General features: G+C 64.4%; 16 protein-coding genes. 2 read left to right on the forward strand and 14 right to left on the reverse strand.

Annotated features, from left to right (window positions below; genetic code table 11):
• The 6 genes from P6U23_RS00690 to nth all read right to left on the reverse strand — a co-directional run bounded on the left by P6U23_RS00690 (position 1) and on the right by nth (position 6,979).
• Entirely contained in the window at positions 1 to 1,632 is a 1,632-nt protein-coding gene (locus P6U23_RS00690) for an MFS transporter (protein ID WP_407181734.1), read from the reverse strand.
• Positions 1,619 to 2,779 (reverse strand): HlyD family secretion protein, encoded by a 1,161-nt coding sequence (locus P6U23_RS00695; protein WP_407177727.1) that lies wholly within the window; start codon positions 2,777 to 2,779, stop codon positions 1,619 to 1,621. The genes P6U23_RS00690 and P6U23_RS00695 overlap by 14 nt, the downstream gene beginning before the upstream one ends.
• 149 nt (positions 2,780 to 2,928) lie before the next feature.
• Entirely contained in the window at positions 2,929 to 4,467 is a 1,539-nt protein-coding gene (locus P6U23_RS00700) for a DHA2 family efflux MFS transporter permease subunit (protein WP_407177728.1), read from the reverse strand.
• A complete protein-coding gene (locus P6U23_RS00705) occupies positions 4,464 to 4,979 on the reverse strand; it encodes an isoprenylcysteine carboxyl methyltransferase family protein (protein WP_407177729.1) in 516 nt (171 codons plus the stop codon). The genes P6U23_RS00700 and P6U23_RS00705 overlap by 4 nt, the downstream gene beginning before the upstream one ends.
• Positions 4,976 to 6,028 carry a type III polyketide synthase gene (locus P6U23_RS00710; RefSeq protein WP_407177730.1) on the reverse strand — a complete coding sequence of 351 codons (1,053 nt, stop codon included), beginning with the start codon at positions 6,026 to 6,028 and terminating at the stop codon, positions 4,976 to 4,978. The genes P6U23_RS00705 and P6U23_RS00710 overlap by 4 nt, the downstream gene beginning before the upstream one ends.
• Before the next feature lie 135 nt (positions 6,029 to 6,163).
• Positions 6,164 to 6,979, reverse strand: a complete 816-nt coding sequence (nth, locus tag P6U23_RS00715) for an endonuclease III (RefSeq protein WP_407177731.1) — start codon at positions 6,977 to 6,979, stop codon at positions 6,164 to 6,166.
• A gap of 22 nt (positions 6,980 to 7,001) precedes the next feature.
• Here nth and P6U23_RS00720 point away from each other — a divergent pair, with 22 nt between their 5' ends.
• Both P6U23_RS00720 and P6U23_RS00725 read left to right on the forward strand, forming a co-directional pair.
• Positions 7,002 to 7,523, forward strand: coding sequence for a DUF2244 domain-containing protein (locus P6U23_RS00720; RefSeq protein WP_407177732.1), 522 nt, complete (start codon positions 7,002 to 7,004; stop codon positions 7,521 to 7,523).
• 54 nt (positions 7,524 to 7,577) lie between these two features.
• Positions 7,578 to 8,474, forward strand: a complete 897-nt coding sequence (locus P6U23_RS00725; RefSeq protein ID WP_407177733.1) for a methylated-DNA--[protein]-cysteine S-methyltransferase — start codon at positions 7,578 to 7,580, stop codon at positions 8,472 to 8,474.
• A gap of 99 nt (positions 8,475 to 8,573) precedes the next feature.
• On the opposite strand, the gene P6U23_RS00730 is transcribed toward P6U23_RS00725, so the two are convergent.
• From P6U23_RS00730 to dnaJ, 8 genes are all read right to left on the reverse strand, one after another.
• The gene (locus P6U23_RS00730) at positions 8,574 to 9,104 is read right to left on the reverse strand and encodes a GNAT family N-acetyltransferase (RefSeq protein WP_407177734.1); all 531 of its coding nucleotides are present in this window, start codon (positions 9,102 to 9,104) and stop codon (positions 8,574 to 8,576) included.
• Positions 9,101 to 9,724, reverse strand: coding sequence for a 2,3-bisphosphoglycerate-dependent phosphoglycerate mutase (locus P6U23_RS00735; protein ID WP_407177735.1), 624 nt, complete (start codon positions 9,722 to 9,724; stop codon positions 9,101 to 9,103). Before P6U23_RS00735 ends, P6U23_RS00730 begins: the two co-directional genes overlap by 4 nt.
• 28 nt (positions 9,725 to 9,752) lie before the next feature.
• Positions 9,753 to 10,568, reverse strand: coding sequence for a 4-hydroxy-tetrahydrodipicolinate reductase (gene dapB / locus P6U23_RS00740; RefSeq protein ID WP_407177736.1), 816 nt, complete (start codon positions 10,566 to 10,568; stop codon positions 9,753 to 9,755).
• Positions 10,569 to 10,730: 162 nt separating this feature from the next.
• Positions 10,731 to 11,033, reverse strand: a complete 303-nt coding sequence (locus tag P6U23_RS00745) for a DUF1330 domain-containing protein (protein ID WP_407177737.1) — start codon at positions 11,031 to 11,033, stop codon at positions 10,731 to 10,733.
• 95 nt (positions 11,034 to 11,128) lie between these two features.
• Complete coding sequence (pyrF, locus tag P6U23_RS00750) at positions 11,129 to 11,839, reverse strand: orotidine-5'-phosphate decarboxylase (protein ID WP_407177738.1); 711 nt, start codon at positions 11,837 to 11,839, stop codon at positions 11,129 to 11,131.
• Positions 11,840 to 11,846: 7 nt separating this feature from the next.
• Complete coding sequence (locus P6U23_RS00755; protein ID WP_407177739.1) at positions 11,847 to 12,425, reverse strand: NADPH-dependent FMN reductase; 579 nt, start codon at positions 12,423 to 12,425, stop codon at positions 11,847 to 11,849.
• Between the two features lie 51 nt (positions 12,426 to 12,476).
• Positions 12,477 to 13,076, reverse strand: coding sequence for a class I SAM-dependent methyltransferase (locus P6U23_RS00760; RefSeq protein ID WP_407177740.1), 600 nt, complete (start codon positions 13,074 to 13,076; stop codon positions 12,477 to 12,479).
• A gap of 205 nt (positions 13,077 to 13,281) precedes the next feature.
• On the reverse strand, positions 13,282 to 14,418 hold the full coding sequence (gene dnaJ, locus P6U23_RS00765; protein ID WP_407177741.1) for a molecular chaperone DnaJ: 1,137 nt from the start codon (positions 14,416 to 14,418) through the stop codon (positions 13,282 to 13,284).
• Between the last annotated feature and the right edge of the window lie 120 nt (positions 14,419 to 14,538).

Below are 14,538 nucleotides of genomic sequence, written 5' to 3' on the forward strand. Positions count from 1 at the left end.
CTACGCCTTAACGGACACACCGCAGCGGCGCATCACTGTCTTTGCGAAGCCAAACGGCTCCGGCGTAAATGGACCCGGCGGTGGAGGGGTGATGAAGGCCACCACGATCAAGGCGGCGATCGCAAGCCAGAAGCACAGCCAGAAGCCGTCGATATAGGCGAGCACGTTGGCCTCGCGCTGAACCTCTGCGGCGAGCATCTCCACCGCGCGGGCCGAGGCTGTACCCGTGCCATGGCTGGCAAAGTAATCCGAGAAGCTCTTCAGCATCCGCGTCACCTCGATGCTGCCATTCTCGACATGCAGTCCGATATAATTGGAATGGATCTGCTCGCGCACGCGCAGCCAGGTGCCCATCAGCGCCACGCCGATCTCGGCGCCGCCCAGCCGCATGATCTGGATATAGGCCGCGAACGCGGTGGCGCGCGTCGGATCGGAGTTGGACAGCGCCATGATGATGATGGGCAACAGCGTTAATGCCTGCCCGATCGATTGCAGCAGCACGATCGCGACAAAATTCTCGCGCGCCCAATCATTCGTGAGCTGCGTCCCAAGCAGATTTGCCGCCGCGAACACCGAAAAGCCCAGCACGACCACGGTGCGCGGGTCGAAGTGGCGTAGCGCATAGATCGACAGCGGCACCAGCACGACCATCGGCAGCGCCCCATAGGTGAGCAGCAACACGCCGGTTTGTTCCGGCCGCAGGGCGGCGACGACAGAGAGAAAGTTCGGCACCAGAGATGAGTTCGACAGGCTGGTGAGGGTGTAAAGCAGGATGACGACCAGCGAGAGCCCGACATTGCGCGAAAACAGCACGTTGACATGGGCCCAGGGCTGCCGAACCAACGTCTCGTTAATGAGAAAGGCGACGAACAGCACGCCGCCGCCGATCAACAGGGCCATCACCGTACCCGCCTCCAGCCAGTCGAGGCGATTGCCCTGATCGAGCCCGGCGTAGATCATCGACACGGACGTTCCGAGCAGCAGCATGCCGCCCCAATCGGCATCCTTGAGCAGCGCCCTGTTCACCGGCTCGTGCGGCGTGCCGAGATAGACCATCAGCGCCATCAGCGGCGCAATCAACGCGCCCTGCCAGTAAATCCACTGCCAGCCGAGATGCTCGACATAGAAGCCGACCGCAGACGGGCTGGTGTCGAGGGCGAAGCCGACCCGGATCGCGTAGATGGAAATTGCCGGCAGCCACCATCGGATCGGAAGATTGCGGAAGATGATCATCAGCGTCGCGGGCACGAAGGTGCCGAGCAGCATGCCATGAGCGATGCTGAGCGCGATCAGGATCGGGTAGTGGTGGACGAGGGGGATCACCAGCGAGATCACCGCGTAGACCAGGCTCGGAACGCCCAGCACGCGACGCAGGCCGAACACCGTCGCTAGCCACGCCACGGCAGGCGCGATGAAGATCTGCGAGCCGATCGCTGCGGTGGAAAGCCAGGCGCCTTCGTCGAAGCCGAGCGAGAACGCGCCGCGCAGATCCGGCAATCCGATCGAGGTCAGCCGGCTGTCGAAATTCGCCAGGAATGCGCCGAGCAGAACGGCGCCGACGGCAAACAATGGCCGGCGGCCGACCTCACCGCGAGAGACGGGGCCGCGATTGACCTCATCATTTTGCGCCATTTGCGCCGGCATCATCGGTGTGAATCCGGGTCTCGACCGACATCCCCGGCAGCAGATGTTCGAGCAGCGGCTGGTTCGGGTCGAAAGCGATGCGGACCGGAATCCGCTGCACCACCTTGGTGAAATTGCCGGTCGCGTTATCGGGCGGCAGCAGCGCGAATTGCGAGCCGCTGGCCGGCGCGATCCGCTCGACACGGCCGCGCAGCTTCTGCTTGGAGAAGGTATCGACGGTGATATCGACGGGTTGGCCGGATCTCACATTGGTGAGCTGCGTTTCCTTGTAGTTGGCGATCACGTAGACATTGGGCAGCGGCACGATGTTGATCAAATTGCTCCCGATGTTGACGTAATCGCCCGGCTGCACCTGCCGCTCGCTGACGACGCCATCGAACGGCGCCGTGATCCTGGTGTAGCCGAGCTTGAGCTTGGCCGCGACCAGCGCCGCCTTGGCGGCTTCGAGATCGGCGGCACGTTGCTTCTTGGTTCCCTGCAGGACCTCAAGCTGATGACGTTGCGCGGCGACGACCGCGCGGCTCGCACGGACATCGGCCTGCGCTTTTGCGTAGGCCGCGGTGGCCTGCTCCAGGCGCTGCCGGGTTCCCGCATCGGTCTGCGCCAATGATTGCTGACGCTGCTGTTCCTGCTGCGCCTCGACCTCCAGCGCGCTGGCCGAGACCTGCTGGGCTTCGGCCTGTGCGATGGTCGCATATTGCAGTTCGATCTGGTTAGCGAGGTTGTCGAGCGCCGCCTGTGCGGCGGCGACGTTCGCATCGGCCTGCGCCACCTGCGCCTGGTAGTCGGCGGGATCGATCTGGACGAGAAGGTCGCCGGTCTTGACGCGCTGGAAATCGCTGACCGCGACGGTGAGGACTTCGCCCGCGACCCGGCTGCTGAGCCTCGTCAGATCGGCGCGAACATAGGCGTCATTGGTGGTCTGGATGGCTCTGCTGCCGACCCAGGAGTCCCAGCGCAACGTGGCCAACGCGACAAAGGCGAGCGCAACAATCACGGCAAACAGCGGGATCGCGAGCCGGGCCAAGGTGCTGCGTACCGGCGGTGACGCAGCCATGAATGGTTCGGATGACGGCGCGGGCGGCGTCGGCTGATCCGGTAGCGCCACCCGCATGGTCTGGTCCTGCTGGCTCAAATCCGCTCTCCCATCGATCGATCCGCCGCCGAGCAGATCAGCCTGACCTCAGGTCTCGATGATGACCCTACGGCAAAGCGTCCGCTACGGCGAGGGGGCGCGGATCGTCAATCGTGCTCAGGTATAACCGAGGACAGGCGGGCCGAGCGTCAGTTTGGGCGTTCCCGCGCGAGCATCGCCAGCAACAGACCCAGCACGGCCACGCCGGCGAGCATTGCCCAGGCCTCATTGACGCAGAGCGCGAGCGAGGCTTTTTCCACCATGGGGCGAACGAAGGCGATTTCCTCCGCAGTGGGCGGTCCCGCTGGCCGGTTCGCCAGCAGTGATGGATCGAGCCCGATCGCCTGCGCGGCGGTGAGATCGCCCGCGACAAGTCGCGCGCGAAAATCCTCGGCGTAGATCGCGACCCGGCCATAGAGGATCGTATCGATCAAGGCGATGCCGATGGCGCCGCCGAGGTTCCGCATCAGATTGAACAGGGCGCTGGCATCGGCGATCTCCTTCTCCACCAGCGCACCGAGCGCGATGCGGGTCGGGGGCAGCAGACAGAACATGATCGCAACCCCGCGCAACACCTGCGGCCAGAACATCTCGGCAAAGTCGGCCGTTCGGGGTTGAAAGCTGCTCAGGCCGAGGCCCAGCGCGAACAGCGCAAAGCCGGCCGCCGTCAGCGCCCGCGCGCCAAGCCGGCTCTCCAGGATGGCCGCAAACGGCGCGGCGAGAAGCTGGGCCGTCCCGGTCACCAGCATGATGGTGCCGATCTCGAACGCACCATGTCTGCGCACAAAAGAGAGAAACACCGGCATAAGATAAACCGAGCCGTACAATCCGACCCCGAGGCAAAAGCTCAGCGCGCAACCGACGGCAAATGAACGCTGCTGCAAGGCCGCCAGCCGCACGATCGGATGCGCGCTGCGCAGCGTCCGCCGGACGAAGGTGCCGATGCAAAAGCTGCTCGCGAGCAGCAGCCCCGCACAGGCTGGCGACAACCACCCCCGATGAGGAGCTTGCTTGAGCCCGATCTCGAGACTTGCGAGCGCGACGACCAATAACAGAAGCGCGAAGGCGTCCAGCTTGACCAGTTCGGCAAGATCGGTCGGCTGGCGGGGCACGAGCCGCGGCGTCAGCACAGCGACGATCAATCCCGGAATGACATTGATCAGAAACAGCCACGGCCAGGACCAGGTCTCGGTGATGAAGCCCCCGACCACGGGTCCGATCGTCGGCGCCAGCACCGCGACCGCGCCGCCGATTGTGGTGGCGATCGCGTGAAGCCGCGGCGGAAACAACAGGAACACGGCCGCAAACACCGCCGGAATCAGGACGCCGCCGGAAAAGCCTTGCACGACACGGAAGACGAGCAGCGTGGAAAGACTGCCGCTGAAGGCGCAGCCGATCGAGGCGGCCGTGAACAGGCTGACGCCTGCGGCAAACAGCCAGCGCAAGCTCAAGACGCGCGTGAACAGGCCGGTGAGGGGAATGGCGATCACTTCGGCAATCAGATAAGCGGTCTGGATCCAGCTCATCGCTTCAGGTGAAATATGCAAAGCGCCCTGAATGCTCGGCAGCGAGGTCGCGACCACCTGGATGTTGAGGATCGCCATGAACATCCCAAGGCACATCAGCAGGAAGCCACCCCAGATCGCGATGGGCGGCGCCTCCTGACAAATCTTCGGCGGCTGCGTCATGGCACGGCGCGCGCGAATGGCCTGCTGAACGTCGCAAGCGCGCGGGCCTCGGTGCGAATGCGGATGAAGAGCGCAATGCCGTTCAGCACCGAGAAGAGCAGGGCCACTGAGGGCAGGTGCAGGGCCAGCGGCAGCAAGGCAATCTCGCCGGCGACAACGGCGTAATTGGGATGCGAGACATAACGATACGGCCCGGACGCGATCAGCGGTTCGCCCGGCACCACGATGATGCGCGTGGTCCAGCGTGAACCGAGGCTTGAGAGAATCCAGAGGCGAAGGCCCTGCAGCACAACGAACGCCGCAAGCAGCAGCCAATCGACCTGCTGGTTGCGGCCGAGCATCCACAGCGCGATCAGCCAGGCCACGTGCACGGCGACGATGAACGGATAATGGCGGGCGCCGACCTCGATCGCACCGCGCGCCAACAGCCGCTTGGTATTGCGGCGAGACAGCATGAGCTCGCCGAGCCGCTGCAGCGTGACCAAGGCAAGAATGATCGCAGCAGCGCTCACGCGGCGTGCCGCAGCGCGACGCAGCTTGCGGTGAAACCGGGGCCGAGCGCGGTCAGCAACGATCGTCGCGGCAGGCCCTTCGCGACCGCGCGCTCGAGCACGAACAGCACCGTCGGTGCGGACATGTTGCCGTAGTCGGCGATGATCTCACGCTCGTGGTCAAGCATGCCCTGATCGAGCGATAGCGCCCGCTCCAGGGCGGTTATGACCTTGCTGCCGCCGGGATGGCAGACAAAGCGATCGATATCGCTGGCAGCCAGCTCCATTCGCGCGAGGATTTCGGCAACAGCGGGACCCAAATGTCCGGCGACGAAGTCGGGAATGGTGCGCTGGAAGATGACGCCAAACCCTTCCGGATCGACACTCCAGCCCATGATGTCGAGCGTCTCGGGCCACAGTTTCTCGCCCGCGGCCTCGATCCGCGTCGCACCGCCATCGCCGGCGCGAAGGACAAGCGCGGCCGCGCCATCGCCGAATAGGCTCGCCGCAACGATATTGGCCTTGGTCAGTTCATCATGGCGGACCGCCAGTGTGCAGAGCTCGAGGACGACGAGCAGCACGTTGGTCCCCGGCCGCGCCTGCGCCAGTCGGCCGGCGATCGACAAGCCCGAGACGCCGCCGGCGCAGCCAAGCCCAAACACCGGCACGCGTGAGACGTCGGCGCGAAATCCCATTTTGCCGGCAAGCCGCGCCTCCAGCGTCGGCGTGGCGATGCCGGTCGAGCAGACGGTCACGACAGTGTCGACGTCGCGGGCCGCAAGATCGGCACGCGCGAGCGCCGCTTGCGCCACGTTGACGAACAGAGCCTCCGCGCCTTCGAGAAAGGCGCGGGTCCGCTCCGGCCAGCCGCGCGGCTCGAGATACCATTCGATCGGCTTCACGCCGTAACGATTGCGGATGCCGGTATTGGCGAACAGGCTCGCCAGTGTCTCGAATTGCTCGTAGCGCGCGGAAAGGATGCTGCGCGCCGCTTCAAGAACCTGCCGCTGGTGAAACTGGTGCGGCGGTACCGAGGTCGCGAGCGACACAAGCGCGGCCGTGTGGTCCATGTGATTGTCCCTGCCTCTGCGATGAACCCCGGGGGATTCAACCGCACGCCGGTGCGGTTATTTCGGCGGCGGACCGGCAGCGGCCGACACATGTCTTCAATATAAATTGAATAGCGCGAGCGCGTGGGCGCGCGGCTAGACCGTCTTTTCCGGCCAGCGGCAGAGATCGTTGATCAGGCACACTTCGCAGCGCGGCTTGCGGGCAAGGCAGGTGTAGCGGCCGTGCAGAATGAGCCAATGATGCGCGTGTAGCATGAACTCGGGAGGGATCACCTTCTCCAGCCCAAGCTCGACGTCGAGCGGCGTCTTGCCGGGCGCGAGCCCGGTGCGATTGGCGACGCGGAAGACGTGGGTATCGACCGCCAGCGTATGCTCGCCATAGGCCATGTTGAGCACCACATTGGCGGTCTTGCGTCCCGCGCCGGGCAAGGATTCGATCTCGGCGCGGGTGCGCGGCACCTCGCCGCCGAACTCCTCGATCAGCTTTCGCGAGAGCGCGATCACGTTCTTCGCCTTGGTGCGGTACAGCCCGATGGTCTTGATGTAATCGCGCAGGCGCTCCTCGCCGAGTGCGAGCATTTTCTGCGGGGTATCGGCGACCTCAAACAGTTCGCGCGTCGCCTTGTTGACGCCGGCATCGGTGGCTTGCGCGGAGAGCACGACCGCAACAAGCAGCGTATAGGGATTGAGATGCTCCAGTTCGCCCTTCGGCTCCGGGTTGGCTTTGCGAAACCGCTCGAACGCCTCGCGGATCTCGGCAGGCGTCCAAGGCCTTGATGCTTTGAGTGATTTGGCTTCAGACGACTTTGCCTTAAGCGCCTTTTTGGCGACGCGCGTGTGGCCCGGCCTGGCCTTCTTGACCTTTTTGGCTTTGGCCTTCTTTGCCGATTCTTTCGGCAGCGATTGAACGCGCGTGGGTTTGGCGCGTTGAGCGCGGGTGATTTTCGCCATGATCGGGATATACTGACAGGCCATGACCGCAGGCAATGATTTTGATCCCGATACGGCCGACCCGGAGTTGTTCAGGGCGCTGTTGACGCCGCATCGGTCGCTCAACCGCACCGGCTTTGTGCTGGTGATGGTGCTTGTGAGCGCGATCAGTTTCGCGGCCGGCATGGTCTTTCTGCTGATGGGCGCCTGGCCGGTATTCGGCTTTTTCGGGCTCGACGTGCTCGCGATCTATTGGGCATTCAAGATCAATTTCCGCCGCGCCCAGGCCTGCGAGCAGATTTCGATCACCCCGTCCGAACTGCGGTTGCGCCGCGTGAGCCACCGCGGCCATGTGTCCGAATGGGTATTCAATCCGCTGTGGGTGCGGCTCGACCGGGAAACCCACGAGGAATTCGGCATCGAGCACCTCTATCTCTCCTCGAAAGGCCACCGGGTGGCGATCGGGAGCTTTCTGGGTCCCGACGAAAAGGCCAGCTTTTCCAAGGCCCTGATCGCGGCATTGAACGCAGCCCGGCGGGGACCCAGCTACAATCCGGTAGCCTGAGGCGAATCGGAAATCGGGTGGTTTCGAAGACCTGACTGCCCTACATCGTGGGTCATGATGTCATTTGCCATACATGACCATCGCCTGGCCAAGCCAGGCCCACAGAGCGCGGCGCTCCGCGACTATGATTCCGTGCGCAGGGCGATCGCCTTCATCTCTGAACATTGGCGCAGCCAGCCGACCATCGAGGCGATGGCGGATGCAGCCGGCGTGACGCCTGATGAGCTGCATCATCTGTTTCGCCGCTGGGCCGGGCTGACGCCCAAGGCCTTCATGCAGGCGCTAACGCTCGATCACGCCAAGAACCTGTTGCGCGATTCCGCCAGCATCCTCGATGCCGCGCTCGACTCCGGCCTCTCGGGACCGGGCCGGCTGCACGATCTGTTCGTCACCCATGAAGCGATGTCGCCAGGCGAATGGAAGAATGGCGGCGCGGGACTGATGCTGCGCTACGGCTTTCATCCCTCGCCCTTCGGCACCGCAATCGTGATGACCACGGCGCGCGGGCTTGCGGGGCTGGCCTTCGCCGATCCCGGCGAGGAGCAGGCGGCGCTTGCCGACATGCAGAGCCGCTGGCCGAAGGCGACCTATGTCGAGGATTATCTGTCCACCGCGCCGGTGGCGCAGCGCATCTTCGACCCCAAATTGTGGCGAGCGGACCAGCCGCTGCGCGTGGTGCTGATCGGCACCGATTTCGAGGTGCGGGTCTGGGAGACGCTGCTCAAGATCCCGATGGGCCGCGCGGTGTCCTATTCCGATATCGCCTGCAAGATCAAAGCACCCACCGCCTCGCGCGCGGTCGGCGCGGCTGTCGGCAAGAACCCGGTGTCCTTCGTGGTGCCGTGCCATCGGGCGCTCGGCAAGGACGGCAAGCTCACCGGCTATCACTGGGGCGTCACCCGCAAGCAGGCGATGCTCGGCTGGGAGGCGGGGAAAGTAGGGATGCAATAAACTGTTGCGGTCATTCCGGGGCGCGCGCCAGCGCGAACCCGGAATCTTGAGGTTCCCCGTTCGCGTCTTCGACGCGCTGGGGAACGATATGCGAGACAATCACCGCTGCAGCCGCTTCCAGAACACCGCGGTGTCGCAGAGGCGTCCATCTGGAAATAGCGCGTAATTCGGAATGACGCCGCTTTCGGTCCAGCCCGCGCGCTTGTAGAGCCGGTAGCCGCTTTCGCCGGGCACGGTGTCGAGCACGAGCAGCCAGCGTCCCCGCCGCCTTGCCTCCTGTTCGACCTCCGCCATCAAGGCCGCGCCGATGCCGCGGCCGCGCGCGGAGCGATGCACCAGCATTTTCTTTACGTCGGCGCGGTGCGGCTGGTTCGGCGGCGTATCCAGCCCGAGCTGCACCGTGCCGACAATGCGGCCGTCGAGTCTTGCCGCGAGCAGCACCGTATCGCCCGCACCAACGGACGCCGCGACCTTGCGGAAAAATCCAAGCCCGTGCTCTTGCGAGAACGGCGCCATGAAGCTGACGCTGGCACCGCCCGTGACGCAATCGACGAGCACGGTGGCGAGCTGATCGATCGCGCTCTCCGCGATCGGCGCATCGAGAATGGAAATCGCGAGCTCGCCGCTCACGCCGCCAGATCAAGCTTTGACGCCACCGTCGCGTCCGCGTTCAGGCGATAGATGATGGGCACGCCGGTCGCGAGCTCGCGCTTCAAGATGCCTTCCGGCGTCAATCGTTCCAGCACCATGATCAGCGCACGCAGCGAGTTGCCGTGCGCGGACACCAGAGTGCGTTCACCGCGCAGCACGCAGGGCAGGATCTCCTGCACATAATAGGGCAGGGCGCGCGCCAGCGTATCCTTCAGGCTTTCGCCGCCGGGCGGCGACACATCGTAGGACCGCCGCCAGATGTGGACCTGCTCCTCGCCCCAACGCTTGCGAGCGTCGTCCTTGTTGAGACCGGCGAGATCGCCGTAATCGCGCTCGTTCAGCGCGAGATTTGTCTTGGTCGCAAGCCCGGTCTGTCCGAGCTCGCCAAGAAGGATATCCAGCGTGTGCTGCGCGCGCTTCAACACCGAGGTGAAGGCGATGTCGAATTGCAGGCCCTTCGCCTTCAGCTTGTGGCCGGCATCCTTCGCTTCCTCGATGCCCTGCGGCGTCAGGTCCGGATCCTTCCACCCCGTGAACAGATTCTTCAAGTTCCATTCGCTCTGGCCGTGGCGCACCAGCACAAGAAGTCGCTCGCTCATTGTTCTGATTTCCGAAGTTGTTCGAGATCTAGATGTCGCCCAAGCCCAGCACGTCGGCCATGCTGTAGAGCCCGGGCTTCTTGCCATGCGCCCAAAGCGCCGCCTTCAGCGCACCATGAGCAAAGAGAACCCGGTCCTCGGCGTGGTGCGAGAGGATCAGACGCTCAAATGGACCGGCAAAGATCACGCTGTGATCGCCGGCGGCGGTGCCGCCGCGCAGGGACGCAAAGCCGATGTCGCCGCAGCGCCTTGAGCCTGTGACACCGTCGCGGCCGCGCGCCGAATGATCTTCCAGCTTGATGCCGCGGCCGGCGGCTGCGGCTTCGCCCAGCATCAGCGCGGTACCCGAGGGCGCGTCGATCTTGCCCCTGTGGTGCATTTCCAGGATCTCGATGTCGAAGCTTTCGTCCAGCGACTGCGCCACGCGCTTGACCAGCGCGGCGAGCAGGTTGACGCCAAGGCTCATGTTGCCAGACTTCACCACGACGGCGCGCGAAGTGACGCTGTTGATCACGGCTTCGTCCGACGACGACAGCCCGGTCGTGCCGATGACATGCACCAGGCCTCGCTCGGCGGCGATCGCGACATTGGCAATGGTGGCCCGTGGCACGGTGAAATCGAGAATGCCGTCGGCATTGGCCGACAGCGTCCAGAGATCGGCCGACAGTTCGACGCCGTTGGCGGGCAGGCCAGCGAGGACGCCGGCATCCTTGCCCAGAAGTTCCGAGCCGGGCGCCTCCAGCGCACCGGTCAGCACCGCGCCCGGTGTTTCCGAAATCACCCGCGTCAGCGCGCGGCCCATGCGGCCGCCGGCGCCTGCAACAATCAATCGCATGTCGGCCATGGTTCTTCCTCTTCGCCGCCTCTTGTAGCCGGGCCGGACCGTTCCAGCAACCGACCGGCGCGCACGCCGCTCGCGCCAAGCCGACCGGACTGAGGTCAGCCAGCCCGTGCCAGGGACAACGAAACAAGGCGCCGCCGGTGCCCGGCGACTCTCACCAGCGCTTTATGGCTGCGGGCCGTCGTAGCCCTCGATGATAATGAGATCGGCGGTCGAATGCGGCTGCCGCACCTTGATGTTGTCCTGATATTCCGGCGAGCGATAGCACGCGAGGGCCGTCTCGTAGTCCGGAAATTCGATCACCACGTTGCGCGAGCGGCTTTGACCCTCGACGCCTGTAAATTTGCCGCCGCGCACCAACAAACGCCCGCCGAATTTCTTGAAGATGGCCGGGTTGGCTGCTGCGTAGGCCTTGTAGCCCTCTTCGTTGTGAACGTCGACGCGTCCAATCCAATAGCCCTTCGCCATGTTCGTTGTTCCTCCTTCTTTCGTCCTCTGAGGCGTGATCGGATTAAGCTCGATCGGTTGCCCGGCGGCTCCGACCGATTCATCCTCATCGCAGTTTAACGAGCCGATGCCTGCGCGATCTCGACCACGATGGCCTCGGCCGCCGCTTTGGGATCGGCCGCTTCGAGAACGGGACGTCCCACCACGAGATAGTCGGCGCCCGCGGCGATCGCACGCGCCGGCGTCATGATGCGCTTCTGATCGCCGCTGGCCGCACCCGCCGGCCTGATGCCCGGCGTGACCAGGCTCAGCCGATCGCCGACCACCTTGCGCAAGGACGCCGCCTCCTCGGGCGAGCAGACCAGCCCGTCGATGCCGATCTCCTGCGCCTGCCGGGCGCGTGTGGCCACGAGATCGGCGACGCCGAGCCGGTAGCCGGCCGCATTGAGATCGTTGTCGTCGTAAGAGGTGAGCACGGTGACTGCGAGGATCTTCAAACCGGAGTCGGCGCGGCCCTCGAGTGCCGCTTTCATGGTTTGCGGATAGGCGTGCACGGTGAGAAAGGTCGCGCCGAGCTTGGCGATGCTTTCGACGCCGCGCGCAACCGTGTTGCCGATGTCGTGCAGCTTGAGATCGATGAAGACCTTCTTGCCCTCGTCCGCGAGCTTGCGCACCAGCGGCAGGCCGCCGGCAAAGGCAAGCTGATAGCCTATCTTGTAGAAGGTGACCGCATCGCCGAGCCGCGCCACCATCGCTTCCGCCGGCTCAAGGCCGGGCAGGTCGAGCGCCACGATCAACCGGTCGCGCGGAGCAATCTGGGACGGCATTCTCACCTCACATCATGCGCTGGGAAACATCGATCAACTGCCTCACCAGCGCTTTCAGCGCCTCGATATCGGCCGGATTCCTCAATCTGTCCATATCGTCATAGGCCTGATCCGCGAACGAAAGCGCGAGCTGGCTTGGAATCACGGTGGCCTGCAAGGCCGACAGAATCAGCCGCAAGGCTGCCAGCACCCGCGTTCCGCCGAGGCGGCCCTCCGAAGCGGCAGCGACCGCGAACGGACGCATCCGAAACACCTGACCGCGCGCCTCATGCGGATCCTGCACCCGGCTCACCCAGTCGATCGTGTTCTTCAATAGCGGCGGCACCGAGGAATTATATTCGGGGGTGACGAGCAGAATGCCGTGATGGGCGGCCATCATGCGCTTGAGATTGACCGCATTCTTCGGCACGCCGGATTTCGCCTGCAGGTCGCCGTCATAGATCGGCAGCGGAAAATCGGCCAGCGACAGCCGCGTGACGTCGACCCCGGCTTGTGCGAACTCGTAGGCCGCCTGCGCCGCGAGCTTCGCATTATGCGAGCCGGTGCGCAGCGAAGCGGGGATCACCAGGATTTTCAGTGCGGCCATGACCGATAATGCATTCGCCGTCATTGGCCCCGACGAATGCGCCGGGCGGATTTAACGCTTGCGATACACCCACACGCGCGCCGGCGGAAGATTCATCCAGATCCGCTCGGAGGCTTCCGTCGACACCCCGGGCAGCGATTTCGGGATCGGCGGCACCACCGAATAGGTATACTGGACGAAGGGCGCGCCCGGCGCCAGCGCCGTGAACGCGTCGCGGATGAGGCGGAGCCGCGTCAGCATCGGTTTGGTCACCAGCGGCAGGCTGGAGACGATCGCCGTCGCGGGCTGGCTCAGTACGTTCCAGAGCGTATCGCGCAGCCGGTAAGCATCGCCCTGCACCACTTTGGCCTGCGGATAGCGGTCGCCCAAAAGCGCGCAGAAGCCCGGATTATATTCGACCAGCACCAGTCGCTTCGGATCGATGCCATGGTCGATCAGCGCGCTGGTGATCGCGCCGGTACCCGGTCCAAGCTCGATCACCGGGCCGTTGGAATTGCGATCGACATATTGCGCCATGGTGCGGGCAAGCGGCCGACCCGAGGGCATCACTGCGCCGACATGGAGTGGCTTCTCAATCCACGAACGCAGAAAACGAACCTCGTCGTCGAGACGAGGCTTTTTCAACGTACGCACGGATGATTGCGAGGGCATATCCACTAACCAGACGGGACCGCGGCATCGCGGCGGATGTCAGAAAACAGTCACAAAGACGTATAGGTAGCCGACGAGGTGGTCAAGACGAACCGCCGCCGGGCCGGCCCTCCGCGCCCGACGTGATTTGACGATAACAGCATGCGTTCGCTGATGTTTTTGCGGCGAGCCGCGTGTGAAAACGAAACGGCCCGACGCATGGCAGCTAGCTGGTTGCCCGATTGCCGAAGAAATCCTTGACTTTGGCGAAGAAGCCTGCGGCTTCCGGCTGCGTCGCACCGGACGACAGCTTTTCGAACTCGGCCAGCAACTCCTGCTGCTTCTTGGTGAGGTTCTGCGGCGTCTCGACCATGACCTGGACGTACATGTCGCCCATCTGGCGCGAGCGCAGCACCGGCATGCCCTTTGACGCAATGCGGAAACGCCGGCCGGATTGAGTCCCCGCAGGGATCTTCACCTTGGTCTTGCCCTTGTCGATGGTCGGCACCTCGAACTCGCCGCCCAATGCCGCCGTCACCATCGAGATCGGCACGCGACAATGCAGATCGGCGCCATCGCGCTGGAAGAACGGGTGCGAGGCCAGGGAGAGGAAAATGTAAAGGTCGCCGGGCGGGCCGCCGCGAACACCGGCCTCGCCTTCGCCCGCAAGCCTGATCCGCGTACCGTCTTCGACGCCCTGCGGGATGTTGACCGAGAGCGTTCGCTCGCGCGCCACCCGGCCCGAGCCCGAACAGGACGGGCAGGCGTCTTCGATCATCTGGCCGCGGCCCTGACAGCCTGGACAGGTCCGCTCCAGGGTGAAGAAGCCCTGGGCCTGGCGCACCCGACCCGCCCCGCCGCACATGCCGCAAGTCTTCGGCTTGGTGCCGGCCTTGGCACCGGTGCCCGAACAGGCCTCGCAGGTGACGGAGACCGGAATCTCGATCTGCGCGGTCTTGCCCTGAAAAGCTTCCTCGAGCGTGATTTCCATGTTGTAGCGCAGATCCGCGCCGCGCTCGCGGCCGCCGCTCCTGCGCTGCCCGGCCATGCCGAACAGGTCCTCGAAAATATCGGAGAAGGACGACGCAAAGCCGGCGCCGAAGCCCGCACCGGCGCCGTTGAACCCGCCGCCGTTCTCAAAAGCGGCGTGACCGTAGCGGTCGTAGGCCGCGCGTTTCTCGCTGTCCTTGAGGACCTCGTAGGCCTCGTTGATTTCCTTGAAGCGGATCTCGCTGCTGGCATCGCCCGGATTGCGGTCGGGATGCCATTTCATGGCAAGCTTGCGAAACGCCGCCTTCAACTTGGAATCGTCGGCGTCACGTTCGACCCCGAGGGTTTCATAGTAGCAGCGCTTGGTAGACATTGCTGAACTCTGCTGAGCCAATCGCGGTTATCGTAGCGCGCGAAATCGCCGCGCAACGGCACCCATACCCTTGCCCCTCACGGGGAAGGTGACGGGTTCAACATAATTGATTGACGTTGA

Source organism: Bradyrhizobium sp. STM 3562, assembly GCF_045571435.1.
Lineage (GTDB): Bacteria > Pseudomonadota > Alphaproteobacteria > Rhizobiales > Xanthobacteraceae > Bradyrhizobium.

Excerpts from the sequence above, each read along its gene's own strand:
- nth (WP_407177731.1), bottom strand. The coding sequence starts at position 6,979 with ATGGCGAAAATCACCCGCGCTCAACGCGCCAAACCCACGCGCGTTCAA.
- dnaJ (WP_407177741.1), bottom strand. The coding sequence starts at position 14,418 with ATGTCTACCAAGCGCTGCTACTATGAAACCCTCGGGGTCGAACGTGAC.
- pyrF (WP_407177738.1), bottom strand. The coding sequence starts at position 11,839 with ATGCCGTCCCAGATTGCTCCGCGCGACCGGTTGATCGTGGCGCTCGAC.
- P6U23_RS00745 (WP_407177737.1), bottom strand. The coding sequence starts at position 11,033 with ATGGCGAAGGGCTATTGGATTGGACGCGTCGACGTTCACAACGAAGAG.
- P6U23_RS00710 (WP_407177730.1), bottom strand. The coding sequence starts at position 6,028 with ATGGACCACACGGCCGCGCTTGTGTCGCTCGCGACCTCGGTACCGCCG.
- P6U23_RS00755 (WP_407177739.1), bottom strand. The coding sequence starts at position 12,425 with ATGGCCGCACTGAAAATCCTGGTGATCCCCGCTTCGCTGCGCACCGGC.
- P6U23_RS00725 (WP_407177733.1), top strand. The coding sequence starts at position 7,578 with ATGATGTCATTTGCCATACATGACCATCGCCTGGCCAAGCCAGGCCCA.
- P6U23_RS00735 (WP_407177735.1), bottom strand. The coding sequence starts at position 9,724 with ATGAGCGAGCGACTTCTTGTGCTGGTGCGCCACGGCCAGAGCGAATGG.
- dapB (WP_407177736.1), bottom strand. The coding sequence starts at position 10,568 with ATGGCCGACATGCGATTGATTGTTGCAGGCGCCGGCGGCCGCATGGGC.
- P6U23_RS00690 (WP_407181734.1), bottom strand. The coding sequence starts at position 1,632 with ATGGCGCAAAATGATGAGGTCAATCGCGGCCCCGTCTCTCGCGGTGAG.
- P6U23_RS00700 (WP_407177728.1), bottom strand. The coding sequence starts at position 4,467 with ATGACGCAGCCGCCGAAGATTTGTCAGGAGGCGCCGCCCATCGCGATC.
- P6U23_RS00720 (WP_407177732.1), top strand. The coding sequence starts at position 7,002 with ATGACCGCAGGCAATGATTTTGATCCCGATACGGCCGACCCGGAGTTG.
- P6U23_RS00760 (WP_407177740.1), bottom strand. The coding sequence starts at position 13,076 with ATGCCCTCGCAATCATCCGTGCGTACGTTGAAAAAGCCTCGTCTCGAC.